This is a genomic window from Streptomyces sp. f51 (genome assembly GCF_037940415.1).
Taxonomy (GTDB): Bacteria; Actinomycetota; Actinomycetes; order Streptomycetales; family Streptomycetaceae; genus Streptomyces.
Genome location: NZ_CP149798.1, coordinates 329,757 through 354,400, shown reverse-complemented (window position 1 = coordinate 354,400; position 24,644 = coordinate 329,757). Strand labels below are relative to the sequence as shown.

General features: G+C 71.4%; 18 protein-coding genes. 9 read left to right on the top strand and 9 right to left on the bottom strand.

Annotation, left to right across the window (positions count from 1 at the left end; translation table 11 throughout):
* Positions 1 to 13: 13 nt before the first annotated feature.
* Positions 14 to 6,625 carry an RHS repeat-associated core domain-containing protein gene (locus WJM95_RS01575; RefSeq protein ID WP_339127625.1) on the top strand — a complete coding sequence of 2,204 codons (6,612 nt, stop codon included), beginning with the start codon at positions 14 to 16 and terminating at the stop codon, positions 6,623 to 6,625.
* Positions 6,626 to 6,731: 106 nt separating this feature from the next.
* On the opposite strand, the gene WJM95_RS01570 is transcribed toward WJM95_RS01575, so the two are convergent.
* A complete protein-coding gene (locus tag WJM95_RS01570) occupies positions 6,732 to 7,268 on the bottom strand; it encodes a hypothetical protein (protein ID WP_339127624.1) in 537 nt (178 codons plus the stop codon).
* A 67-nt stretch (positions 7,269 to 7,335) separates the two neighbouring features.
* Complete coding sequence (locus tag WJM95_RS01565) at positions 7,336 to 7,599, bottom strand: GlsB/YeaQ/YmgE family stress response membrane protein (RefSeq protein WP_339127623.1); 264 nt, start codon at positions 7,597 to 7,599, stop codon at positions 7,336 to 7,338.
* Positions 7,600 to 7,816: 217 nt separating this feature from the next.
* Here WJM95_RS01565 and WJM95_RS01560 point away from each other — a divergent pair, with 217 nt between their 5' ends.
* Positions 7,817 to 9,268, top strand: a complete 1,452-nt coding sequence (locus tag WJM95_RS01560) for a hydrolase (RefSeq protein ID WP_339127622.1) — start codon at positions 7,817 to 7,819, stop codon at positions 9,266 to 9,268.
* A 76-nt stretch (positions 9,269 to 9,344) separates the two neighbouring features.
* Here the strand turns inward: WJM95_RS01560 and WJM95_RS01555 are convergent, their stop codons facing one another.
* Positions 9,345 to 10,544 (bottom strand): ROK family transcriptional regulator, encoded by a 1,200-nt coding sequence (locus WJM95_RS01555; RefSeq protein ID WP_339127621.1) that lies wholly within the window; start codon positions 10,542 to 10,544, stop codon positions 9,345 to 9,347.
* Between the two features lie 118 nt (positions 10,545 to 10,662).
* On the opposite strand from WJM95_RS01555, the gene WJM95_RS01550 reads away from it, so the two are divergent.
* Complete coding sequence (locus WJM95_RS01550) at positions 10,663 to 12,120, top strand: APC family permease (RefSeq protein ID WP_339127620.1); 1,458 nt, start codon at positions 10,663 to 10,665, stop codon at positions 12,118 to 12,120.
* A 135-nt stretch (positions 12,121 to 12,255) separates the two neighbouring features.
* Here WJM95_RS01550 and WJM95_RS01545 read toward each other — a convergent pair whose 3' ends face one another.
* A complete protein-coding gene (locus WJM95_RS01545; protein WP_339127619.1) occupies positions 12,256 to 12,831 on the bottom strand; it encodes a GNAT family N-acetyltransferase in 576 nt (191 codons plus the stop codon).
* A gap of 157 nt (positions 12,832 to 12,988) precedes the next feature.
* Here WJM95_RS01545 and WJM95_RS01540 point away from each other — a divergent pair, with 157 nt between their 5' ends.
* The 5 genes from WJM95_RS01540 to WJM95_RS01520 all read left to right on the top strand — a co-directional run bounded on the left by WJM95_RS01540 (position 12,989) and on the right by WJM95_RS01520 (position 18,833).
* Positions 12,989 to 14,524, top strand: a complete 1,536-nt coding sequence (locus WJM95_RS01540) for an AMP-binding protein (RefSeq protein WP_339127618.1) — start codon at positions 12,989 to 12,991, stop codon at positions 14,522 to 14,524.
* Positions 14,525 to 14,714: 190 nt separating this feature from the next.
* Positions 14,715 to 16,037, top strand: coding sequence for an FAD-dependent oxidoreductase (locus WJM95_RS01535; protein WP_339127617.1), 1,323 nt, complete (start codon positions 14,715 to 14,717; stop codon positions 16,035 to 16,037).
* A complete protein-coding gene (locus tag WJM95_RS01530) occupies positions 16,034 to 16,765 on the top strand; it encodes a DUF1365 domain-containing protein (RefSeq protein WP_339127616.1) in 732 nt (243 codons plus the stop codon). Before WJM95_RS01535 ends, WJM95_RS01530 begins: the two co-directional genes overlap by 4 nt.
* Entirely contained in the window at positions 16,762 to 18,030 is a 1,269-nt protein-coding gene (locus WJM95_RS01525) for a class I SAM-dependent methyltransferase (RefSeq protein WP_339127615.1), read from the top strand. The genes WJM95_RS01530 and WJM95_RS01525 overlap by 4 nt, the downstream gene beginning before the upstream one ends.
* Entirely contained in the window at positions 18,027 to 18,833 is an 807-nt protein-coding gene (locus WJM95_RS01520) for a DUF1295 domain-containing protein (RefSeq protein WP_339127614.1), read from the top strand. Before WJM95_RS01525 ends, WJM95_RS01520 begins: the two co-directional genes overlap by 4 nt.
* Positions 18,834 to 18,941: 108 nt before the next feature.
* On the opposite strand, the gene WJM95_RS01515 is transcribed toward WJM95_RS01520, so the two are convergent.
* The 3 genes from WJM95_RS01515 to WJM95_RS01505 all read right to left on the bottom strand — a co-directional run bounded on the left by WJM95_RS01515 (position 18,942) and on the right by WJM95_RS01505 (position 20,973).
* On the bottom strand, positions 18,942 to 19,694 hold the full coding sequence (locus tag WJM95_RS01515) for an anti-sigma factor (RefSeq protein ID WP_339127613.1): 753 nt from the start codon (positions 19,692 to 19,694) through the stop codon (positions 18,942 to 18,944).
* Entirely contained in the window at positions 19,691 to 20,275 is a 585-nt protein-coding gene (locus WJM95_RS01510; RefSeq protein ID WP_339127612.1) for a sigma-70 family RNA polymerase sigma factor, read from the bottom strand. The genes WJM95_RS01515 and WJM95_RS01510 overlap by 4 nt, the downstream gene beginning before the upstream one ends.
* A gap of 104 nt (positions 20,276 to 20,379) precedes the next feature.
* Complete coding sequence (locus WJM95_RS01505) at positions 20,380 to 20,973, bottom strand: sigma-70 family RNA polymerase sigma factor (RefSeq protein WP_339127611.1); 594 nt, start codon at positions 20,971 to 20,973, stop codon at positions 20,380 to 20,382.
* A 112-nt stretch (positions 20,974 to 21,085) separates the two neighbouring features.
* On the opposite strand from WJM95_RS01505, the gene WJM95_RS01500 reads away from it, so the two are divergent.
* Positions 21,086 to 22,123, top strand: coding sequence for a MerR family transcriptional regulator (locus tag WJM95_RS01500; protein ID WP_339127610.1), 1,038 nt, complete (start codon positions 21,086 to 21,088; stop codon positions 22,121 to 22,123).
* A 107-nt stretch (positions 22,124 to 22,230) separates the two neighbouring features.
* Here WJM95_RS01500 and WJM95_RS01495 read toward each other — a convergent pair whose 3' ends face one another.
* The gene (locus WJM95_RS01495) at positions 22,231 to 22,989 is read right to left on the bottom strand and encodes a DUF4142 domain-containing protein (protein ID WP_339127609.1); all 759 of its coding nucleotides are present in this window, start codon (positions 22,987 to 22,989) and stop codon (positions 22,231 to 22,233) included.
* Between the two features lie 211 nt (positions 22,990 to 23,200).
* Positions 23,201 to 24,574, bottom strand: coding sequence for a deoxyribodipyrimidine photo-lyase (locus tag WJM95_RS01490; protein ID WP_339127608.1), 1,374 nt, complete (start codon positions 24,572 to 24,574; stop codon positions 23,201 to 23,203).
* Between the last annotated feature and the right edge of the window lie 70 nt (positions 24,575 to 24,644).

The window sequence follows — 24,644 nt, the reverse complement described above, 5'->3', positions numbered from 1 at the left end:
TACGGCCCTCGCGGTGGCCGGCGCGCTGGTGGTGGCGGGCCTGCTGCCTTCAGGGGTGGCCGACGCGGTCTCCGCGTCGGAGCGACACGTGCCGGCTCCGGCCGCCCCGCACGACAAGCGGATCCCCTTCACTCACGCCACACCCAGGCGCGCCTCCTCCCCGAAGCCGTTCAAGCACTTCGACCCCACCGGGCGTACGAAGCTCCCCGCGCCGGGCAGCGGTGTGGTGACCCTGCCCGCCGCGGCAGCCTCCGCGAGCCCGAGCGCCAGGGCACCGCGGACGCGGGCCGGGAACACTCCGGTCCTGCTGGGTGCCGCGGCGGGATCGCGGCCCCGACCGGCCGCTGCCACCCGGTCGCAGCGAGTCCGGGTGCGGGTGCTGGACCAGAAGGCCGCACGGGCGGCCGGGGTCCACGGGATGCTCTTCACGCTCCAGCGAACCGGCCCCGGTGGTAGCGGCAAGGTCGCGCTGCGGGTGGACGACTCGTCGTTCCGCTACGCCTTCGGCGGCGACTTCGGCTCGCGTCTCCATCTGGTCCAGCTGCCCGCATGTGCGCTGACCGAGCCCCAATTGACGTCCTGTCAGGTACAGACTCCGGTGCGCACGACCTCCGGCACGCCTCTGTCCGGCCAGGTGACCGTGCCGGCCGCCGCCACCGCGGAGTCCGGCACCAGTGCCTCCGCTCGTTCGGCAACGGCCGCGTCGGGTGCGGTGGTCGTCATGGCTGCGGCCTCGGCTGCCTCAGGTTCGTCCGGTGACTACGCGGCGACGAGCCTGTCGCCCGGCGGCTCCTGGTCGACCTCGGGGAACACGGGCTCGTTCGCCTACAGCTACCCGATCACCGTGCCGGCCGCGATCGGCGGCGCGGCCCCGAACGTCGACCTCTCCTACAGCTCCGCCGGCGAGGACGCGCGGACCGAGGGGACGAACAACCAGTCCTCGTGGCTGGGCGACGGCTGGAGCTCGACGGAGAACTACGTCGAGCGCACCTACAAGTCGTGCAACGACGACTCCTCCTCCGGCGCGCCGAAGAACGACGGCGACGAGTGCTGGGCAGGACAGCTCCTGACCCTGTCGCTGAACGGCACGTCCACGCAGATCGTCTACGACGACGCCACGAAGACCTTCCGTCCCGCGGACGACACGTCGTCCACCAGGATCGAGGACTTGACCGGGGCCACGAACGGTACGGCGAACGGGGAGTACTTCAAGGTCACCGCGGGGGGTGTGCAGTACTTCTTCGGTCTGAACCGCCTGCCGGGCTGGTCCAGTGGCAAGGACGAGACGCAGTCCGCCTCGACGGTTCCGGTCCACCACGCGCACAGCGGGGTGTCGGCCTGCCCGGACAGCACGGACTTCGCGTCGACGTCGTGCAGGCTCGGGTACCGGTTCAACCTGGACTACGCGGTGGACCTGCACGGCAACGCCACGGCCTGGTACTACACGCCGGAGACCGGCTACTACGGCGCGGACATGAAGGACACCGCGGTCGCCTACACCCGTGGCGGCACCCTGGCCCGGATCGACTACGGCATGACCGCGTCGACGGTCTACTCGGGTACCGCCCCTGAGCAGATCGTCTTCGACACCGCCGAGCGCTGCATACCGGGTACCCCGACGGGCAACACCTGCGCCGACAGCCAGTTCACGCCCGCCAACGCCGCCTCCTGGCCGGACGTGCCCGTCGACCTGAACTGCGCCAAGGACTCCAGCTGCACCAACCATGCTCCGAGCTTCTGGTCCCGCAAGCGCCTGACCTCGATCACCACCCAGATCCAGGTGGGCGGAGCGACCCAGCAGGTCGACAAGTACACCCTCACACAGTCCTTCCCCGACGGCGGCGACCACGCCCCCACGCTGTGGCTGGACTCCATCAAGCGCACCGGCCTGGACACCCTGGGCGGCGCGTCGGGCAGCACCTCGACGCCCGCGCTGAGCTTCGACCCGCCGCTGCAACTGCCCAACCGGGTCGGCACGATCCCGCAGATGCCGCTGATGTACCACGACCGCATCCAGACGGTCACCAGCGAGACCGGCGCCCAGACGACCGTCACCTACGACCGGCCGAACTGCTCCAGCGCCCCGGCCGGCGACCCCAACGACCCCACCGACGCGGCCGCCCAGACCTTCGCCTCCACCAACACCCTGTCCTGCTTCCCGGTGTACTGGACGCCGACGGGTGAACCGGCGCCGTGGATGGACTGGTTCTACAAGTACAAGGTCGCGTCGGTCGTCACCATCGACCCGCACAACTCCTATCAGGACGGCACCCAGCCCGAGCTGGAGACGGACTACGCCTACAAGGGGAACCCGGGCTGGCACTACGACGACAACGAGCTGGTCAAGGCCAAGAACCGCACCTGGGGCCAGTTCCGGGGCTACCCGGAGGTGGACGTCACCACCGGTGACCCGAACGTCTTCCACTACACCGACGGCGTCAAGGTCCACGACCAGAAGACGCTGACGAAGACCCACTACTTCCTGGGCATGAACGGCGACACGCTGCCCGGCGGGAAGACCCGCTCGGTGCCGTCGCTGAGCAGCCAGGACGACACCGTCAGCGTGGCGGACGACAACGCCCTCGCCGGGCAGGTCTTCGAGACCGACGCCTACACCGACGCCACGGGGAGCGTCGACACGGCCGTCGTGACCGTGCCGACGATCATCGGACCCACGGCCTCACGGTCGAGGAGCGGTCTGCCGGACCTGACGGCGCACATGGTGCGCACCGCCAGGACGCTGTCCCGCCAGGCGGTCTCCTACGGCTGGCGCAGGACCGAGACCGACACCTTCTACAACACCGCCCTGGGCAAGCCCACCACCGGCATGCCCGTACAGGTCGACGACCGGGGCGAGACCGCCGACAGCGGCAACATCGCCAAGTGCGTCCATACGCGTTACCTCTCCGGCGCAGTGGACAGCCTGGTGGTGACGGCCGAGGTCATCGCCACCGCTCAGGACTGCTCCTCCGCGGGGGCGGCGCCCGGCGGTACGTTGATCTCCGACGTCCGTTCCTCCTACGACGGCCATGCCTTCGCCTACGACGGTGACGGTCAGCAGAGTCCGGCGCTTCCCAGTACCGGAGACGTCACCCTGGTCCAGAAGGCGTCCGCCGCCACCGCGGCGACCGCGACCGCGTTCGTGGACGAGACCCGCACCGGCTACGACTCCTACGGCCGGGTCACGAAGACCACCCGCACACCCAACTCGACCTCGCCCGACGGCAAGAGCCTGGCCCAGTCCGTCTTCATGTCCTACAGCCCGGCCGAAGGCGCCCTGCCCGTCGGCAGCACAACCGTCACCCAGGTGACTCCCGGCGTGGACTGCTCGACGGTCACCGTGTCGTCCAAGGACTGCCAGCGAGCCGGCAGCACCCTGGACGCGGCCCGTGCCCTGCCCACCGCCAAGACCGACGCGGGCGGCCTGCTGACCTCGCTCACCTACGACGCGCTCGGCCGCCTGACGGCCGTGTGGCTGCCCAATGAGAGCAAGGCCAACAGCGCGCCGGCCAACATGACCTACACCTACGACCTGTCCCAGACGGCTCCCTCGGTCGTCGCCACCAACACCCTCCTGGACAACGGCAGTCGCAAGACCAGCGAGACGCTGTACGACGCCATGCTGCGCTCCCTCCAGACGCAGACCACCGCGGAGAACGGCACGATCGCGGTCTCGGACACCCAGTACGACTCGCACGGCTGGACGGTCGCGACCGACAACGCCTACAACGTCGCGGGCAGCCCCGCCGGCAGCCTGGTGAGCGTCTCCCAGGTGACCATGCCCGACACCACTGTCACCGACCACGACGGCCTGGGGCGGGTCGGCCTGGTCACCGAGGAGCACGACGGCGCCAAGACGTGGACCACGACCTCCGCCTACGCCGGTGACAGGACAACCGTCGTGCCGCCCAAGGGCGGTGTCGCCACCACCACGGTCGTCGACGCCCGTGGTCAGACCACCGAGCTCGACCAGTACACCGCCGCACCCAGCCTCTCCGGCAACGCGGCGGACGGGTTCACCGCCACCGGCGGCACCACCACGCCGACCACGTACACCTACACGGCGGCGGACCAGCTGCACCAGGTCACCGCTGCGGACCGGACGGTGTGGACGTTCGACTACGACCTGCTCGGACGCAAGAAGTCCCAGAGCGATCCGGACGCGGGCAACAGCAGCTACGGGTACGACGACGCCGGCAACCTGACCTCCACCACCGACGCCAAGAAGGCCGAACTCGACTACACCTACGACCTCCTGGGCCGCAAACTCACCGGCAGCGACAAGTCGAGGTCCAACTTCCAGTTCGCGTCCTGGGCCTACGACACCCTGCGGATCGGCCTGCCGACCTCGTCCACCCGGTTCGTGCAGGGCGTGACCGGCGGCTACACGGTGGCCACCACGGGCTACACCACCCTCGGCAAGCCCACCGGCACCACGATCAGCCTGCCGGACGCGGAGGCGCCGCTGCCGACGTCGTACACCACCTCGTACACGTACACCACGAACGACCAGCTGCCGAAGACCCAGATCGACCCCCGCGCGCAGGGGCTGAACAACGAGACCATCACCTACGCCCGTGACGCGCTGGGCAACCCGACGAGGACCAGCAGCAGCATCGGCACCTATGTCGACGCCTCCGTGTACACCAACTACGGCGAACCCTCGCGGCTGACGTTCGGTCCCTCCACCAACCCGGCCTGGGCGACCTATTCCTACGACGACCAGACGCGCCGGGAGACCGACCGCCTCATCGAACGGACCCAGGCGCCCGGTCCCGCCGTCGACGACACCTCGTACACCTACGACGACGCCGGCAACCCCACGTCCACCACCGATCACCAGTCGGAGACCGGCAACACCGTCACCGACCAGCAGTGCTACGGCTACGACGCACTGGACCGGCTCACCGACGCCTGGACCGCCAACGACAAGTGCGCCGCCAACCCGCCCACCACCGGCACCCTCACCACCACACCCGGCTCGTACTGGCAGAGCTTCAGCTACGACGCCATCGGCAACCGCCGCCAGAGCACCGACCACGCGATCGGTACCACCGGCACCACGTCGACCACCTCCTACACCCACGGTTGCACCGCGGGCTGCAACGCGACCGGTGCCCAGCCCCACACCCTGACGGCGACCACCGGGGGAACCAACCCGACCGGCTTCGGCTACGACGAGGACGGCAACCTCCACACCCGTACCCCGTCCTCCGGCCCGGGGCAGACCCTGACCTGGGACGACGAACACCACCTCGCCGAGGTCGACACCACCGGGTCGAGCCCCACGACGACCAAGTACCTGTACGACGCCGACGGCAACCAGCTCATCCGGCGCGACCCGGCCCAGACCACCCTGTTCGCCGGTGACACCGAGATCGTCGTCAACACCGGTGTCACCCCCAACGTCCTCCTCGGCGCCGTCCGCACCTACAACCACGGCGGCGGCGGCGCCGCGGTCGCCGTCCGCTCCAGCCTCACCGGGGGCGGACTGAAGTACCTGTTCGGCGACGCCCACGGGACGACGACCCTGGCCATGGACGCCACCACCCAGCAGGTCGCCCGCAGGCAGTACACCCCCTACGGACAGCTGCGCTCCAGCGCCAACACCACTACGTGGCCCGACCCCACCCGCTCGTACCTGGGCAAGCCGCAGGACGCGACCACGGGGTACACCGACATCGGGGCCCGCAAGTACGACCCCGCCCTCGGTGCCTTCATCAGCGTCGACCCCGTCTTCGAAGCCACCAGCCCGCAGGAACTCGGCGGCTACGCCTACGCCTCCGACAATCCACTGGCCGGCTACGACCCCACCGGTATGGACAACTGGTGGGCCGACCCGACGATGAACAAGCCGCTCAAGGGCGGCAAGCCCATCTCGCAGAAGCTCGCGAACGACCAGGGCTTCGGCGACCTCTGCAACGCGCACAACTGCTCCGGCTACAACCCGAAACTGAAGCCCAGCTACCTCAATTCCGCCGCCGCGGCGGCGCTGGCAGCGGCAGCCGGATGGGGCGCGAACAAGCACATCGTCGCCATCACAGGCAAGAACACCGTGAGCGGCGCCATCGCCATGGAGAATCAGAACCTGGAGACGCAGGACTATCTCGACGCGTCGCGGCAGATCCGCTCGGCGGTGTACGCACGGCTTCAGGAGCTGGTCGACGAGGGCGAGTTGAGCAAGAACCAGCTCAACAGGTTCGCCACGATCACCGTCGCCTGGGACGAGAAGAAGCGGATGATCTACTGGGCGGCCTACAAGGCCGGCCGGAGGGGCCCGGGGGACTTCTGCGCCGAGGACCACTGCGACATGGTTGCCGCGGCGAACGGCTCGAAGAAGGAGGACCTCCAGTACACCGAGGCGGTGGGGGCCCGCGACGGTGAAGAGGTGAGCGTGTGCACCCGTTGCCAGTTGAGCCATGAACTGGAGCAGTTCGAGGCATCGGGGGCCAAGATGCGCGAGGGCGGCCGGCTCTGGCTCCAGCAGATGGCGCAGAGCGGTATCGGCGACGGCGAGGCCGAGGCGGAAGCAGGGGCCGAAGCTCAGGCCGAGGCCCAGGCGGAGTCCACGGCCGAAGCGGAGGCTCTGGCCGAGGGATTCGCGATGGGGCTGGAGGACGAGTGACCACGGGGAGGGTCGGTCGTCGGGACGCGTAGCCGTCGCCACGAACCCGTCCCTCCCCCCGTCGCGGGCGGCCCCTTCTCCACTCCGAGAGGCGCCGCCCGCGGCGTCAGGGGTTCCGTACCCAGCGGTGGCCGGGAGGCAGGGGGGTGCCTTTGGCGACGAAGGAGCGGGGCCAGGGCTTGCGGTCGAGCTCGACCATGGAACGGCTGACGATCTCCTCGAACCAGTCCGCGGCGATCCTGCCCAGTTCCTCGGGTGATCCGGTCGCCTCCAGCGGCTCGATGACCGTGGTCGCCTCGGGGTGGTACGTGCTGCTGTTCCGCTCGCTACAGAAGAGGCGGTCGCCGGCGACGGTCGCGCCCAGCGTCATGACGACCAGCTTCTGGTCCCGATGCCTGAGCTCCGTGATCAGAGTGAGCACCGCCTGCCCGGCGGCGAACGCCTCGTCCCACGCGGCGTCATAGGCGTCGCGCGGGGGGCGTTCCTCCTCGTCCTCGTCCTCGTCGGGGGGAAAGACGAGCACCGCGGTGGCGGCGGGCGGGCACTCGGGCCATGTACGGGCGGAGTCGCGGACGATGTCCACCAGGACGGTGTGCGGGGGGCTCAGCTCGCCCTCGTCGGCCTCGAACCAGTCGTCGATCATGGCCGCATTCTAGGGCGGGGCTGCGGCGGGGCCGTCTGCTCGGCCCCGCCGGTTCGGTGGCGTGCGCTCAGCGGCGCCCCCGCGACCGGTCCAGTGCCGCGACGCCCAGCGCGGCCAGGCCGATCTGGATGAGCCATTCGATCCAGTCGACGCCCTTGGTGTCGGCGACGCCGAACGCGGCGGCGATCCCGGACCCGATGAACGCGGCCACGATGCCGACCACGATCGTCCACAGGATGCCGATGCGCTGGCGTCCCGGCACGGCGAGCCGGCCCAGTACACCGATGACGATGCCGATGACGATGGCACTGATGACGCCAGAGATCTCCATCTCCGCCCCTCCCGGTCGGTCCCTCGCTGTACTGCAATCTGCCCGCTGGAGCCTGGTGCAGTCCCTTCCGGTTATTGCCCGCGCTTGATGGTTCCCAGCCTGAATGCCATGTACCTTTCAATCGTTCAACGCGTGTAGATCCCCCCATGTTCGGTCTACGCGCGCAGAGTTGGCGCTCGAACCCCCTATCTCCCCACCTTTCACGGAGGTTTGACGGATGCTCGGTTCAAGAGGATTCCGCCACAGACTCACCACCGCACTCGCCGGTCTCGGGCTGCTGATCACGGCAGCCGCCCTGCACGTCTCCGCGGACGCCACGCCCGCCCACGCGGCCACCACCCACCGGGTGCTGTTCGACAACGGCCACGCGGAGACCGCGGGCAACGCCGACTGGATCATCTCCACCAGCCAGCCCGACCCGCTCGGCCAGAACTCCAGCCCGACCTCGGAGACCTCCTGGACGGGCGCCCTGTCCTCGTGGGGTGTGGCCCTTCAGAAGACCGGCAACTACAGCCTGAAGACGCTGCCTTCGGGCTCCAGCCTCACCTACGGCGGCAGCGCCGCGACCGACCTGGCGAACTTCGACGAGTTGGTGCTGCCCGAGCCCAACACGCTGTTCACCACGGCCGAGAAGACCGCCATCATGACGTTCGTCAAGAACGGCGGCGGGCTCTTCATGATCTCCGACCACACCGGCGCCGACCGCAACAGCGACGGCTACGACGCGGTCGAGATCCTGAACGACCTGATGACGAACAACAGCGTCGACAGCACCGACCCGTTCGGCTTCTCCATCGACACCCTGGACGTCGGCTCCGACTACCCGACCGCCATCAGCGACAGCACCAACGCGGTCCTGCACGGCTCGTTCGGCACCGTCACCAAGAGCCTGATCGCCGACGGCACCACGGCCACGCTCAAGCCGGCCGACAACTCCGCCGTCAAGGGCCTGGTCTACCGCACCGGTTACTCCGGGAACACCGGCGCCTTCTTCGTGACCAGCACCTTCGGCAGCGGCAAGGTCGCCTTCTGGGGCGACAGTTCACCGATCGACGACGGTACCGGTCAGTCCGGCAACACGCTGTACGACGGCTGGAACGACACCGGCGCCACCGATGCCGCGCTCGCCCTCAACGCCACCGACTGGCTCGCCGGCACGACCAGCAGCGGTGGCGGCGGCGGTGGCACCGGCACCTGCACGGCCGCCCAGCTCCTCGCCAACCCGGGCTTCGAGTCCGGGGCGACGTCCTGGACCGCCACCAGCGGTGTCATCACCACCAGCTCCAGCGAGGCGGCCCGCACCGGTTCGTACAAGGCCTGGCTCAACGGCTACGGCTCGGCGAACACCGACACCCTCTCGCAGGCCGTGACCATCCCCTCGGGCTGCTCGGCCACCCTCAGCTTCTATCTGCACGTGGACACGGCCGAGACGAGCACGACCACGGCGTACGACACCCTCAAGGCCCAGGTGGTCAACAGCAGCGGAACCGTGCTGGCCACCCTGGCCACGTACTCGAACCTGAACGCGGCGTCCGGGTACACGCAGCGCTCGTTCAGCCTGGGCTCCACCTACGCCGGGCAGACGGTCACCATCAAGTTCACCGGCGTCGAGGGCTCCACGCTCCAGACGTCGTTCGTCCTCGACGACACCGCGCTCAACGTGAGCTGAGCCGGACCAGGACGAGGGGCGGGCCCGTGACCGGGTCCGCCCCGCCCGCCGTCCCGGCCGACCGGACCCGCCCGGTTCACGGGGCCGACCGGCGCTCGAACACCACGTCGCGCGCCGTCCCCAGAGCGGTCGCCACCGCGCCGAGCAGGACCGCGTCCTCGCCGAGCCGCCCGGGCGCGATCCTCGGACGCAGCGGGGTCAGGGTGCGCAGGGTCTCGCGGACCGGCCGCAGCAGCAGGTCGACGCTGTGTCCCACCCCGCCGCCCAGGACGACCAGATCGGGATCGAGCACCGCCGTCGCGGCCGCCACCGTGTACGCGATCCGCTCTCCCTCGACGCGGACCGCCTCCACCGCCGGGCCCAGCCCCTCCCGCGCCGCGTCGAACACGGCCTTCGCGGTCAGCCGTCCGGTCATGCCGAAGTGCCGGGCGGCCTCCACGACCGCCTCGCCCGACACCGCGTCCTCCAGGGTTCCGGGCGTGTGCCGGCCGGGCCAGGGAAGGAAGCCGATCTCCCCGGCCCCGCCGTGCGCCCCCGTGAACAGCCGTCCCTCCCGGACGACACCCATGCCGAGACCGGTGCCGATCATGATGTACGCGAACAGCCTGCTGCCGGCGCCGACCCCGTACGTGTACTCGCCGAGGGCCGCGAGGTTCGCGTCGTTGTGGACTTCCAGCGGGACGCCCAGTTCCTCGCGCATCCGGTCGAACAGACCGGCCCGCCCCCAGCCGGGCAGGTGCATCGCGTACCGCACCCGGCGCCGCCGCTCGTCGTACACGCCCGGAGTACCCACCACCGCGTGGGCCACCTCGTGCGCCCCGACGCCGGAGTCGGCGACGACCTGACGGGCGGTGGCGACCACCAGGTCGGCCATGGCCCCGGAGGTCCGTGCCCGGTTGCGCACGTCGGCGCGCGCGACCACCGTGCCGTCGAGGTCGGCCACCGCCACGCGCAGCCAGCCGCGGCCGATGTCGATGCCGAGCGCGTACCCGGCGGCGGGGTCGGGGGCGTACAGGACGGCGACCCGGCCGCGTCCGGGCGCCAGTGTGCCGGCCTCGCGGACGAGTCCCGCCTCCTCCAGGGCGGCGAGAGCACTGGAGACCGTCGGCTTGGACAGCCCTGTCTCGCGGGCGAGCTGGGCGCGCGAGGCGGCGCCCCCGGATCGCAGCCGGTCGAGCAGCATCCGCTCGTTCGTACTGCGCAACCGGCGGTGATTCCAAGGCTGTTCGGGCCGCTCCGCGTTGTCGCCGGCGGGCACCGCACCCGTCTCACTCATTCACGACACCCCCTTGACGCGCTTAGTAAGGCTCCTTAACTTTATCGCCCAGTCGGCCTCGCCGGGCGAGCCGAGGGCACCTCGTACTTCTGCGCGCGTCTCGTCCCGAGGAGGATCCGTGTCCCGTACTCCGCCAGCCGCCGACGGCTTCGTCCGCCGTGTCGGCCCGTTCCAGGCCACCGCCATCAACATGAGCCAGATGTGCGGCATCGGGCCGTTCGTGACGATCCCGCTCATGGTCGCCGCGTTCGGCGGCCCACAGGCCGTCATGGGCTTCGCCGCCGGCGCCCTGCTGGCGCTCGCCGACGGGCTCGTCTGGGCCGAACTCGGCGCCGCCATGCCCGGTTCCGGCGGCAGTTACGTCTATCTCCGCCAGGCGTTCCAGTACCGCACCGGCCGCCTGATGCCCTTCCTGTTCGTGTGGACGGCGATGCTCTTCATCCCGCTGATCATGTCCACCGGCGTGGTCGGCTTCGTCCAGTACCTCGGCTATCTCGCCCCCGACATGAGCAGGACCACCGGAGACCTCGTCGGACTCGGCATGGTCGCCCTCGTCGTCCTGCTGCTGTGGCGGGGGATCGAGCACATCGCGCGCATCACCGCCGTCATGTGGGCGGTGATGATCACCTCGGTCGCCCTCGTGATCGTCGCCGCCGCCACCGACTTCAGCGCCGCCCGCGCCTTCACCTACCCGGCACACGCGTTCGCGCTGTCCACGGGGCACTTCTGGGTCGGCTTCGCCGCGGGTCTGACCATCGGCATCTACGACTACCTCGGCTACAACACCACCGCGTACATGGGCGCCGAGATCAAGGACCCGGGCCGCACCCTGCCGCGCTCCATCATCTACTCGATCCTCGGCATCATGGCGATCTACCTGCTGCTCCAGATCGGCACGCTCGGCGTCGTCGACTGGAAGCGGATGACCGACCCCGGCGACATCGCCTCCACCTCGGTGGCCTCGGCGGTCATGGAGGAGACCTGGGGCAGGGGCGCCGCCGACACCGTCACCGTCCTCATCCTGATCACCGCGTTCGCGTCGGTCTTCACCGGGCTGCTCGGCGGCTCGCGGGTCCCCTACGACGCCGCACGCGAGCACGTGTTCTTCCGCCCCTACGCCAGACTGCACCCCAAGCACCGCTTCCCGACCCTCGGTCTGGCCACCATGGGCGTCATCACGGCGATCGGGTTCCTGATCGGCCGCCACACCGACCTCGCCACCCTCATCCAGCTGCTGACCACCGTCATGGTGATCGTCCAGGCGCTGGCCCAGGTCGTCGCGCTGTCGGTGCTGCGCCGACGGCAGCCGGGGCTGCGCCGTCCGTACCGGATGTGGCTCTACCCTCTGCCGAGCTTCCTCGCCCTCGCCGGCTGGCTCACCATCTACGGATACGCGGACAAGAACTCACCCGGCCGCCACCCCATCGAGTGGTCACTGGCCTGGCTCGCCCTCGGCCTGATCGCCTTCGTCGTCTGGGCGCGCCTGGAGAAGGTGTGGCCCTTCGGCCCGAGGGAGATCAGCGAGGAGTATCTGAATCCGCCGGTGACTCCGGAGGCGGAGCCCGCCGAAGCATGACCCGACGGACACCCCGCCCGACCCGGTCGTCGCCTCCCGTCCGGGCCGACCGGGTCCCGTGACCCGGCCCAGGCGCCCGGGCCCCGTGTGATCCCGGTCCCGTGACCCGGTCCGGGCCCGCACGGGGCCGGTTCCTCATGCGGGGTGCCGGCCGTCCTCGACCCTGAGGTGGTTCCAGGTGCGCAGGACGACCTGCCGGCCCTTCGCCGTGCGGACCACGGGCTCGTCGTCGGTGAGGACGAAACCCGTCGCCCGCGCGACGGCCTCGCTCGCGGTGTTCCGGTCCTCGATGCACAGCACCACACGCCGGCCGCCGACGCGACGGTGGGCGAAGTCCACGGCGAGCCGGACCGCGCGGGTCGCCAGCCCGCGGCCCCGGTGCGCGGCACCCACGCCGTAGGCCAGTTCGACGTCACGGTCGTCGGCGGTGCCGGGGAACAGCAGGATCTCCCCGCGCGGCAGCGCCCCGTCCGTGGTGATGGCCAGCTGCACGCCCCGCCTCTCCGCGGCCTTCTGCTCGGCCGCCGCGAGGTAGGCGAGCGCCGCGTCGGTGTCGAACGGCGAGACGACCGGCGTCCACCGGTCGATCTCGGGATCGTCGTAGAGCGCGACCAGATCCGCGACATCGTCGTCGCACCACTCGCGCAGATGCAGCCCCAGCCCGCCGATGCTCAGCGGCCGGGGAAAGTCGAACGTCGGTCGGCTGTCCATCGGACGATCGTGACGTGCCGGGCGGGCGACGGCCAAGGAACCGGGGACACGCACATGGATCCGGACATCACGGGCGGTGACCATTCGGTGGTGTCCGGATGCGCGGGGGCGGGACCAGGATAGAAAGGGGACATCGTCCGATCGCCGGGAGGCCGCGATGCTCGTCCCCTTCGGAGCCCTTGATTTCCTGGACCGCGCCGTCACCGTGTACGGCGACCGCCTAGGTGTGGTCGACGAACCCGACCAGCCGGCCGAGCCCTGGGAGGGACTGACCTACCGCCGCGTCGGTGAGCTGGCCCGAGCCCAGGCCGCCGGACTCGACGCGCTCGGCGTCCCGCACGGCGCGCGCGTGGCCGTCGTCTCGCCCAACAGCGCCCGACTCCTCACCTCGTTCTTCGGCGTCAGCGGCCACGGCCGCGTCCTCGTGCCGGTCAACTTCCGTCTCACGGCGGACGAGGTGAGCTACATCGTCGAGCACTCGGGTGCGAGCGTCCTGCTCGTCGACCCCGAACTGACCGACCGCTTCGCCCAGGTCGCCTGCAAGCACCGCTTCACCCTCGGTGCCGCCGCGGACGCGGAGCTGTACCGCTTCGGCACCGAACCCCGTCCCTGGGACGCGGACGAGAACGCCACCGCGACGATCAACTACACCAGCGGCACGACGGCCCGGCCCAAGGGCGTGCAGATCACCCACCGCAACATCTGGGTCAACGCCACGACCTTCGCCCTGCACGCGGGTGTCACCGACCGGGACGTGTATCTGCACACCTTGCCCATGTTCCACGCGAACGGCTGGGGCATGCCGTTCGCGATGGCGGGCCTCGGGGTCCCCCAGATCGCGCTGCGCAAGGTCGACGGGGCCGAGATCCTGCGCCGGGTGGCCGAGCACGGCGTCACGGTGATGTGCGCGGCCCCGGCCGTCGTCAACGCGGTGCTGGCCGCGGCCGAGTCCTTCGACGGCGAGATCCCCGGCCGCGACCGGGTCCGTATCATCGTCGCCGGCGCGCCACCGCCCACGAAGACCGTCGCCCGCGTCGAGTCGTTGCTGGGCTGGGAGTTCATCCAGATCTACGGTCTGACCGAGACCTCGCCGCTGCTCACCGTGAACCGCACCCGCTCCGAATGGGACGGGCTCGACCCGCAGGCCCGCGCCGAGAAACTGGTGCGCGCCGGAGCCCCCGCGCTCGGCGTGACCCTGCGCACCGAGGCCGACGGCGAGATCCTCGCGCGCTCCAACGTCGTCCTGGAGGGCTACTGGGAGCAGCCCGCGGAGACCGAACGGGCCCTGGCCGACGGCTGGTTCCACACCGGGGACGGCGGATCCATCGGCGAGGACGGCTATCTGACGATCAGTGACCGCAAGAAGGACGTGATCATCACCGGCGGCGAGAACGTGTCGTCGATCGAGGTGGAGGACACCCTCTTCAGCCATCCGGCCGTCGCCGAGGTCGCGGTCATCGGCGTGCCGCACGAGAAGTGGGGCGAGACCGTCAAGGCCCTGGTGGTCCTCGCCCCGGACACGGAGGCGACCGAGAGCGAGCTGATCGGGTACTGCAAGGAGCGTCTCGCCGGGTACAAGGCGCCGACCTCGGTCGAGTTCCGCGACGAGCTCGCCCGCACGGCCACCGGCAAGCTCCAGAAGTACAAACTGCGCCGCCCGTACTGGGAGGGACGCGACCGGGACGTCAACTGACCGTTCCTCCGGCCGGCCGCCGCGTCCTTCACCCGGCGCGGCGGCCCGGTCACCTTCCGTGTGCGACCGCCTTCGCCGCCCCCGGGTCTCCGGACCTGCCGACGGAAGATCGTGCCCGGGGCAATCCGAATGGGGTCCAGCTTCGGAATACCTCCGAGGGCTCCGCACGGGAGCCGGGCGGGAGGAACCGATGAGGCGCAGGTCAGCGGAGGCTCCGGACGGTGACGCCGGAAGCGGCGGACACCGCGACGGAGGGCGTCGGCGCACGGCCGTGATCGGCGGGGGAGTGGCCGGGCTCACCGCCGCGTACGTGCTGAGCCAGGAGAGGCCCGTCGCCCTGTACGAGGCGGACGACCGGCTGGGCGGGCACGCCCACACCCACGACCTCACCTCGTCCGACGGGCGCCTGCACCGCGTCGACTCGGGCTTCATCGTGCACAACCACCGCACCTACCCCAACCTCCTGCGGCTGTTCGCCGAACTCGGCGTCGCCACCCAGGAGTCCGAGATGAGCATGTCGGTGCGGTGCGAGGGGTGCGGACTCCAGTACGCGGGGGCCCGGGGCCCGTCCGGCCTGTTCGCCCGTCCGGCCAGTGCCCTGCGCGCGCCCTATCTCCGCATGCTCACCGAAGTGCCGTCGTTCCACCGTGCCGCCCGCAGACTCCTGGCCCAGGGCGGTGAAGACACCCTCACCCTGGGCGAGTTCATCACCAGGGAAGGCTTCTCGCCCTATTTCACCCGGCACTTCATGACCCCGCTCGTCTCCGCGGTCTGGTCCTGCGACGCGGCCACGGCCCGTCTCTACCCGGCCGCCTACCTGTTCCGCTTCATGGACCACCACGGCATGCTCTCGGTGGGCGGCTCGCCCCTGTGGCGCACGGTGACCGGGGGCTCCCGCTCCTATGTCGACCGGCTGGCCAAGGAACTCGACGCGGTGCACACCTCCACCCCGGTCCGTGCCGTGCGCCGCCACGCCGACGGGGTGGACATCACCACCGAGGACGGCACCACCGCCTCGTACGGCTCCGTGGTCATCGCCGTCCATCCCGGCCAGGCGCTGCGCCTGCTCGCGGACCCCACGGACCTGGAACGCGAGGTGCTCGGGACCTTCCGCTACTCCCGCAACACCACCCTCCTGCACACGGACACGACACTCCTGCCGAGCGCACGCGGGGCACGGGCCTCCTGGAACTATCTGATGCCCGACTGCGCGACCGACGCGGACCGGGTCCGGGTCAGCTACGACATGAACCGGCTCCAGCGACTGGACGCGCCCGAGACCTACGTCGTCACGCTCGGCGGCGAGGACCGCGTCGACCCCGCACGGGTCCTGGCCCGCATGGAGTACGAACACCCCGTCTACACACCCGAGTCGGTCGCCGCCCAACGCCGACTGCCCGCCCTGAACAGCCCGGTGACCGCGTACGCCGGCGCCTACCACGGCTGGGGCTTCCACGAGGACGGCTGCCGCTCCGGTGTCGAGGCGGCGGAGGCATTGGGGGTGAACTGGTGACCGCGGTCCCCGCTCTCTACCCCTGCACGGTGGCCCACATACGGACCGAGCCCACCCGGTACGCGCTGCGCCACCGCACGTACATGTGGCTGACCGACCCCGACCAGCCGCCCCGACTGCCGCTCCCGCTGCGCCCGTTGGCCCGCTTCGATCCCCGGGACCACTTCGACGGGGACCGGCCCAGCATCCGCGCCGGCCTGGACCGCTTCCTCGCCTCCCACGGCGTCGACCTGCGCGGCGGACCGGTGCTGATGCTCGCCCACGCGCGCGTCCTCGGACATGTCTTCAACCCGCTGACCCTGTACTGGTGTCACGATCCCGACGGCACCGCGCGCTGCGTCGTCGCCGAGGTGCACAACACCTACGGCGAACGGCACTCCTATCTGCTGCGCCCCGGCCGGGACGGAACCGCGCGGACCGGCAAGGAGTTCTACGTGTCGCCGTTCTTCCCCGTCGACGGCGCCTACCGCATGCGCCTGCCCGAGCCCGGCGACCGGCTCGACCTGACGGTACATCTGGAACGCGCGGGTACCCGGCCCTTCACCGCCACCGTACGCGGAACGCGGCAGGAGGCGACCGTCGGCGCGCTGCTGCGGCAGGCGCTGCGCCACCCCTGGTCCACCCTCGCCGTGTCCGCCGCCATCCGGCTGCACGGCGTCCGCCTCTATCTGCGGGGACTGCCCGTCCAGCCCCGCCCCCACCGACGAGCCCAGGAGAACGTGAGATGACGACAGCCGAGTCGCGCCCCGTCGAGGCGTCCCGGCCGGGCAGCGCCCCGCCCCGCAGGCTGGACGTGGTGACACCCCAGCCGTCCTCGTGGGCCCGTACCGCCATCACCCGGGCCCTGGTGCGCCGGGCACTCGAACGCCTGCCGCTCCAGGCGCGGTTCGCCGACGGGTCGCGCGCCGGCCTCGGCGGGCCGGTCATGGAGATCCACGACCCGGACGCCTTCCACCGCCGCATCGGCACCCAGGGCCTCGTCGGCTTCGGCGAGTCCTACATGGCGGGGGAGTGGGACGCGCCGGACCTGGTCGCCGTGCTCACCGTGCTCGCCGGAAACGCGGCCGGACTGATTCCGGCACCGCTCCAGAGGCTGCGGGGGCTCTGGGCGATGCGCCGGCCCTCCGTCCAGCGCAACACCCCCACGGGAGCCCGCGACAACATCAGCCGCCACTACGACCTGTCCAACGACCTGTTCGCGCTCTTCCTCGACGACACGCTCAGCTATTCGTCGGCCCTCTTCCGCGGCTTCCCCGCCGCCTGGCCCCTGCTGGCCGACGCCCAGCACCGCAAGATCGACCGGCTGCTCGACCTGGTCGAGGCCGGACCCGGGACGCGGCTCCTCGAAATCGGCACCGGCTGGGGCGAGCTGGCGATCCGCGCCGCCGCGCGCGGTGCCCACGTCACCTCGCTCACGCTCTCCCGTGAACAACAGGCGCTGGCCCGGGACCGGGTGCGCGCGGCGGGCCTCGACGACCGCGTGAGCATCGAGCTGTGCGACTACCGCGAGGCCACCGGCACGTACGACGCCGTGGTCAGCGTCGAGATGATCGAGGCGGTCGGGGAGGAGTTCTGGCCCGTCTACTTCGCCACCCTCGACGCACGGCTCGCTCCCGGCGGCCGGGTCGCGCTCCAGGCGATCACCATGCCGCACGACCGCATGCTCGCCTCCCGCGACACCTTCACCTGGATCCAGAAGTACGTGTTCCCGGGCGGGCTGCTGCCCTCCGTGGAGGCCGTGGACGAGGTGACCCGAGCGCACACGTCCCTGCGCACCCTGCGCAGGGACGGCTTCGGGGCCCACTACGCGGAGACCCTGCGGCTGTGGCGCGAGCGGTTCACCGAGCGGGCCGGCGAGGTCGCGGAGCTCGGCTTCGACGAGACCTTCCGCCGGATGTGGACCTTCTACCTCGCCTACTCCGAAGCCGGATTCCGCTCCGGCTACCTGGATGTGCAGCAGTACCTGTTCACGAAGGAGACCCCCGCACCATGAGCGGTTTCCCCTGGGCCGCCTTCGCCCAGAACCTCGCTCCCGCGGCCGGCGCGGCGTTCGCCGTCATGCTCGCCACGTTCGCCGTCGCCGTGTGCAGGAACCTGCACCGGATCGTGGACGTCGCCTGGGGGATCGCTTTCACCGCGGTGGCCCTCGTCACCCTCCTGGCGTCCGCCGGTGAGGGCGACGAGGGCCGCCGGGTGCTCGTCACCGTCCTCACCTCGGTGTGGGGGCTGAGGCTGGCCGTCCACATCGGGCGGCGCGGCCGGGGACACGGCGAGGACCCGCGCTACGAAGCCATGCTGGCCAAGGCGCCCGGCAGCCGCGACCTGTACGCCCTGCGCATGGTGTACCTCCTGCAAGGGGCGCTGGTGTGGCTGGTGTCCCTGCCGGTCCAGGCCGCGCAGTACATCCCGGGGCCGGTCACGGGCTTCGCGTGGGCGGGTACGGCGCTGTGGGCCGTCGGCCTGTTCTTCGAGGCGGTCGGCGACGCCCAGCTGGCCCGCTTCAAGGCCGATCCGGCGAACCGCGGCCGGGTCATGGACCGCGGCCTGTGGAGCTGGACCCGTCACCCGAACTACTTCGGCGACTTCTGCGTCTGGTGGGGCCTGTTCCTGATCGTCTGCGACAGCCCGCAGGCGGCCGCCGCCGTGCTGGTGTCGCCGCTGGTGATGAGCTATCTCCTGATCAACGGCAGCGGGAAGCCGATGCTGGAGCGCCACATGGCCGAGCGCCCGGGATTCACCGAGTACGTGGCGCGGACCAGCGGCTTCTTCCCGCTGCCCCCGGGGCCGCGCCGCTGAGCGGTGCCCGACTCGCTGGTGGAAACCCCCGCCGGGGACCGGTGACCGGTCCCCGGCGCCCGCCGCGGCGAGCGTTCGTCCCCTCCCCCGAACCGAGGGGACGAACGCTCAGACGGGAAGACCCAGCAGGGCCACCGGGGCGGACGTCGGCTTCGGGGAACCCCCGGCCGGCTCCACGGTGATCCCCATGCCGGAGGCGCCGCCCACGGAACCCTTCATCAGCACGGCCTCGGTCGTGCGCCCCGGGTCCATCAGTCCGGCGGACCGCATGGTGCCGGCGTCGTCGAACCAGAGCTGGTAGACCTTGCCGCTCGGCGGCTTCGCCATCCTCGAGCCGATGAACACCGCCTGGTCCCGGCTCCTGGACACCACGACCGTGCCGCGCGCCCCGTCAGCCAGCTTCGCCGTGCGCGAGGCGGCGTCGGGGGCGGCGAGGACCGCGGCCAGCTGGTCCGCGTGCCGTTCGGCCTGCCGTGCCTGTTCCTGGGCGTCCTGGGCGCGCTCGTGCTGCCAGGCCGCCGTGCCGCCCAGCGTGGCCGCGGCCGCCAGCGCCGCGGCGAGCGCCCATCGGGCGGGCCGGCGCCGGCGGACGCCGATGGCCCGCGGAGCGGAGAGGGCCCTCGTGCGCGGCGACTCCTGGCGGACCGTGGTGACGCGTCGCATCACCCGGGTCTTGAGGGCCGGGTCCGGCGTGGTGGTCGCGGCCAGCCCGAGCCGCGCGGCCGTGGCCTCCAGCTCCCTGACCTCCTGCGCGCAGTCCCCGCACTCCGTGGTGTGCCGCTCGAAGCGCTCGCGTTCGTCGTCGTCCAGCGCGTGCAGCGCGTACGCCCCGGTCAGTGTGTGCAGATCGGCCGTCGTCACGCCGTCACCCCCAGGCAGTCACGCATCCGGATCAGTCCGTCGCGCAGCCGGGTCTTGACCGTGCCGAGCGGCGTCGCGAGCAGCTCCGCCACCTCCCGGTAGGTCAGCCCGCGGTAGTAGGCCAGCGTCACCGACTGGCGCTGGAGCTCCGTGAGCGTGCGCAGACAGCGCCGCACCTGCTCACGTTCCAGGCGCGCCTCGACCTGTTCGGTCACCTCGTCGAACTCGGGTGTCCGGTCGAGGAGCGCGGCCTTGTGCTCGCGCGCCGTCGAGGCCTCGACCGAGCGCACCCGGTCCACGGCCCGCTGATGGGTCAGGGTCAGGACCCAGTTCATCACCGAGCCGCGCTCGGGCCGGTAGCGGGCGGCGGTCCGCCACACCTCGACCAGAACCTCCTGGGTGACCTCCTCCGACTGTGCCCGGTCGCGCAGCACCCGGCGGACGATCCCGAGGACGGGACCCGCCACCACGTCGTAGAGCGAGGCGAAGGCCTCCTGGTCGCCGCGGGCGACCCTGGCCATCAGATCCGGCAGGTCCGGCTCCGCAGACGGGTTGCGCCCGATCTCCACGGCTTCCTTCACGGTGTGCTTCCTCCAGGACGCTTCGACGGTTCGGATGTGATCCGAAGCCGGTGGTGCGGCGGATTGGCCCACTGTCCGGAAATGTGGCGGCGGGCCGCCCGTGCTCAGACCTCGGCCGCGGTACGCAGGCAGTCGCGCAGCTGGTGCATGGCGCGGCGGGAGTGGCTCTTGACCGTGCCCAGCGGCCACCCGGTGCGCTGGGCGATCTGGGTCTGGGTGAGGTCCTCGTAGAACGCGAGATGCAGGACCCGGCGCTGCGGTGTCGGGAGCTTGGCCAGCTCGTGCCGTACGAGGACACGGTCGAGCGCGGCCTCGGGCCGGGCCCGGGAGTCGTCGGCGAGGACCAGGAGGGCGCCGGCGGCACCCACCAGTTCGGTGCGCCTGGTCCGCGCGGACAGCGTGTCGGCGATCTTGCGCCGGGTGATGCCGACGAGCCAGCCGGCGACCGTGCCGCGCTCGGGCCGGTAGCCCCGCGCGCCCCGCCACACGGCGAGGAACACCTGCTGGGTGACGTCCTCCGCCTCGCGGGCGTCGCCCAGCGAGCGACGGGCGAGGGCGTGGACCAGGGGGGCCCAGCGGCGGTACGCGGTGGCGAGCGAGGCCTCGTCCCCGTCGACGATGCCGCGGGCCAGCTCGGCGTCCGTGACCGCGTCCCCGGGCTCGACGGCCGGCTGTCCGGCGGTGGGATCTGCGCTCATGGCCACGGCTCCTGTTCCGGGAACTCCCTGTGTGGGGCCCCGTGAAACCGATTGTGTGAACCATGGGACAGAGGCGACAACTCGCATCGTTTCTGCGTCGTATAGTCGCCGTATGGGTGGCAGCCGGTCGGATCAGGAGCGGGAGACGGGCACGGGATCCGCCGAGGCCGGTGTCACCACGGGCGCGCTGGCCCGCCGTCTCGGAGTGTCACCCACCACCCTGCGTTCCTGGGACCGCAGGTACGGCGTGGGACCCGCGGTCCGTTCCGGCGGGCGGCACCGCCGGTGGACGCCCCAGGACGTGGCGATGCTGGAGGAGATGTGCCGGCTGACCTCGGCCGGGGTGCCGCCCGCCGAGGCCGCCAGGGCGGCCAAGGGCTCGTCCGACCCCCTGACGGCCGGGGTGGGGGCCGCCGACGACGAGCCGGAGTCCCTCGCGCGGGTTGCCGCATCCCTCGCTCCCGCGGCCGGGTCGGAGCCCCTGGGCGATCCGCGGCAGGAGTGCAAGGGCCTCGCGCGCGCCGCCGTACGCCTCGACGCGCCTTCCGTGGACGACCAGTTGACCTCGCTCGTGGAGCGGCACGGCGTGGTCGTCGGGTGGGAGGAGGTGATGGTGCCGACCCTGCACGCGGTGGGCCGCAAGTGGGAGTCCGCCGGGGACCGGTACGTCGAGGTGGAGCACCTGCTGTCCTGGCACATCTCCCGTGCGCTGCACCGCGCTTCGGCTCCGGCGGGGACAGGACCGCGGGCCACCGGGGCGGGTCCGGTCCTGCTCGCGTGCGTACCGGGCGAACAGCACTGCCTTCCCCTTGAGGCGTTGCACGCGGGACTGGTCGAACAGGGCCTGCCCACCCGGATGTTCGGCGCCGCGGTGCCCCCGGAGGCGCTGACCGCGGCGGTCCGGCGGCTGGGGCCGGTCGCCGTCGTGCTGTGGTCACAGACCCGTTCCACCGCGGACCGCCCGCTGGCCCGGCACATCGCGGCCACCACCTGGGGGGTGAGAGGAGCCCGCGCCCACCCCGCCGTCCTCCTCGGCGGCCCCGGATGGGCCGGCCGCGCGGAGTCGGGCATGCTCCGGCCTCCGGGACTCAGGGAGGCGCTGACCGCGCTGGTGGGCCTGGCCGACGGGGTCGCGCCCCAGCCGGGGTGACGCGGCGTTCAGCGCGGTCCGGCTGCTCACGACCCAGGCACCACCACGGCCGCCCTCGCGAACTCCCGCTCGGGCGGCCGTTGTTCCGTCTCCGTGACGCCGCGGGGTCAGCCCACCGTCGGCGTCGGAGAGGGCTGTACGGGCAGCGACGCCCCGGCGGGCGGGAGGGAGGCCCCGCCCGCGGGCGGCGTCAGCACGACCTCGGGCTCACCGGGCTGAGGCGGGGGAGGCGTCAGGTTGACCGCGGGCACCTTCGGGATGCTGGTCTCCTGGACGATCACGTAGTTGAAGTCGACCAGCCCGGTCTTCTCCATCACGGTGATGTGGTCCAGCACGGTGTCGTTGGCCTGGTCGGCGAGCTGCCGCACGAGGGTGTTCTCCGTCGTGGCGCGGATCTTCGCCACGGTCGAGAAGATCTGGCCGTGGGTGATCCGCAGGATGTTGGCGAAGTCGCTGTCGAACTTCGAGCCGGAGTCCGCGCTCAGGGTCGATATGAAGCCCTGTTGCAGCGGGGACGGCTTGTTGGGCAGCGTGATGCCGAGGGTCTTGGCCACCTTGCGGCTCGTGTCGTCGAGCGCGGAGTGACCGGAGACCAGGTGCTGTCCCGCCGTACGGACCGCCGGAGTCGTCCCCTTCTGGAGGGCCAGCTGCCCGACCGGGTACTCCCAGAGCCCCGCCGCACGCACCTTGACGACGAAGTCGCGGTCGGCCTCCGTCAGCGGCCCCGAGGACGGGTTGGCGATGACGGCCACCGAAGTGGCGGACGTGGTCTCGATCCCCAGCATGGCCGGGTACGCGAGCGCCGCCAGGGTCAGCGTCAACGCACCGGCCACGAAGATCGTTCCCGCGTTCCGTGTAATGCGCATTGAGGAGCCTCCTGGGGGCGGGTACGGCGGTTCCGGGGCGGTCGGCTCCGGGGATGGCCGCGTGATGGATCCGGTGCGCACGGACCCGGTACGAGTGGTTCGGACGACCACGTATACGGCGGCGCACCGCTGAAGAATCTCTACAACAGGTAAAATCCCCGGCAGTTTATCTTCGGTTCGGCCCGCCCGGGCACACGGCCGGGGCTCCCCGTCAGTCCAGCCCCCGGGCCCGCTTGAACCGGGCCAGCCCCTCGGAGAGTTCGACGATCGGGTCCGGATAGTCGCAGGCCGCCCGGTCCAGCCCCCGGAGCTTCCACGGCTCGTGCACCTCACGCCCCGCGATCGCGGCCAACTCGGGCACCCAGCGCCGGACATATACCCCGTCCGGGTCGTAACGCCTCGCCTGGGTCAGCGGGTTCAGGACGCGGTTGGGCCGGCTGTCCGTGCCCGTCCCCGCCATCCACTGCCAGTTGAGCTGGTTGTTGGCCACGTCTCCGTCCACCAGCAGATCCAGGAAGTGCCGGGCCCCGACCCGCCAGTCCACGTACAGCGTCTTGGTGAGGAAGCTCGCCGTCAGCAGGCGCCCCCGGTTGTGCATCCAGCCCTCGTGGCGCAGCTGCCGCATCGCCGCGTCCACCACCGGATAGCCGGTCCGTCCCTCACGCCACGCCTCGATGTCCTCGGCCGCCTCGGCATCGCTGCGCCAACGGTCGTGCCGGGTGCGGTAGTCGGCGGCGGACGCGTCCGGCCGGGCCGCCAGCACCTGGTGGTGGAAGTCCCGCCACGCCACCTGCCGTACGAACGCCTCCGCGCCCGGACCGCCCGCGCCGCGCGCCCGGTGGACCAGCTCGGCCGGTGACAGCGTGCCGAAGTGCAGATGGGGGGAGAGGTGCGAGGTGGCGTCGCCCGGCAGGTCGTCGTGACGCTCCTCGTACGCCTCGATCCCGCCGCGCAGCCAGGCCGTCAGGCGTTTCCTGGCCTCCGTCTCGCCGCCCCGGGCCAGCCCCTCGGACACCGCCCGCACGTCCGAACGGGACGGGACCGCCTCCGAACCGATCCCGTCCGGCACCCGGACGGTCCGGGGGGCCGCGAGCGGGTTCCGCAACGGCTGCCGCTCCCACTGCCGGTGGTACGGCGTGAAGACGGCGAAGTGGTCGGAGGCCGCCGGGGTCACGGCACCGGGAGCGAGAGCGGTGATCACGGCCTCGTGGACGTGCAGCCTGCGTCCGTCCGCCTCCAGCGCGGCGCGCAGCCGTTCCTCGCGGCGGTGCGCGTAGGCGCTGACTCCCGACGCGATGTGGACGTCGTCGGCGTCCGCCTCGGCGGCGGCCTTGGCCACCTCGGCCGCCACGTCGCCGGAGCGCACCACCAGGCGGCCCCCGCGCTCGCGCAGCCCGGCGTCCAGATCGGCCAGACAGTCGGCGAGGAACGCCATCCGGTTGGGTGCGGTGAACCCGGCGTCGGCGACGGCCTCGTCGCGGACGAAGAGCGGCACCACAGTGTCCGCGCCGTCGAGGGCGGCCCGCAGCGGCGGGTGGTCGTGCAGACGCAGGTCGGAGGTGAACAGGACGATCGAGACGGTCATGGGACGACTCCGGTGCGGGCTCGCGGGGGACGGCATCGGTCTGCTTCCGCCCGGGAGGCCCCCTCGGATG

Bases quoted from the DNA above. Each gene is read 5' to 3' on its own strand.
- WJM95_RS01570 (WP_339127624.1), bottom strand. From the start codon at position 7,268: ATGATCGACGACTGGTTCGAGGCCGACGAGGGCGAGCTGAGCCCCCCG.
- WJM95_RS01565 (WP_339127623.1), bottom strand. From the start codon at position 7,599: ATGGAGATCTCTGGCGTCATCAGTGCCATCGTCATCGGCATCGTCATC.
- WJM95_RS01560 (WP_339127622.1), top strand. From the start codon at position 7,817: ATGCTCGGTTCAAGAGGATTCCGCCACAGACTCACCACCGCACTCGCC.
- WJM95_RS01555 (WP_339127621.1), bottom strand. From the start codon at position 10,544: ATGAGTGAGACGGGTGCGGTGCCCGCCGGCGACAACGCGGAGCGGCCC.
- WJM95_RS01545 (WP_339127619.1), bottom strand. From the start codon at position 12,831: ATGGACAGCCGACCGACGTTCGACTTTCCCCGGCCGCTGAGCATCGGC.
- WJM95_RS01540 (WP_339127618.1), top strand. From the start codon at position 12,989: ATGCTCGTCCCCTTCGGAGCCCTTGATTTCCTGGACCGCGCCGTCACC.
- WJM95_RS01535 (WP_339127617.1), top strand. From the start codon at position 14,715: ATGAGGCGCAGGTCAGCGGAGGCTCCGGACGGTGACGCCGGAAGCGGC.
- WJM95_RS01525 (WP_339127615.1), top strand. From the start codon at position 16,762: ATGACGACAGCCGAGTCGCGCCCCGTCGAGGCGTCCCGGCCGGGCAGC.
- WJM95_RS01520 (WP_339127614.1), top strand. From the start codon at position 18,027: ATGAGCGGTTTCCCCTGGGCCGCCTTCGCCCAGAACCTCGCTCCCGCG.
- WJM95_RS01505 (WP_339127611.1), bottom strand. From the start codon at position 20,973: ATGAGCGCAGATCCCACCGCCGGACAGCCGGCCGTCGAGCCCGGGGAC.
- WJM95_RS01500 (WP_339127610.1), top strand. From the start codon at position 21,086: ATGGGTGGCAGCCGGTCGGATCAGGAGCGGGAGACGGGCACGGGATCC.
- WJM95_RS01495 (WP_339127609.1), bottom strand. From the start codon at position 22,989: ATGCGCATTACACGGAACGCGGGAACGATCTTCGTGGCCGGTGCGTTG.
- WJM95_RS01490 (WP_339127608.1), bottom strand. From the start codon at position 24,574: ATGACCGTCTCGATCGTCCTGTTCACCTCCGACCTGCGTCTGCACGAC.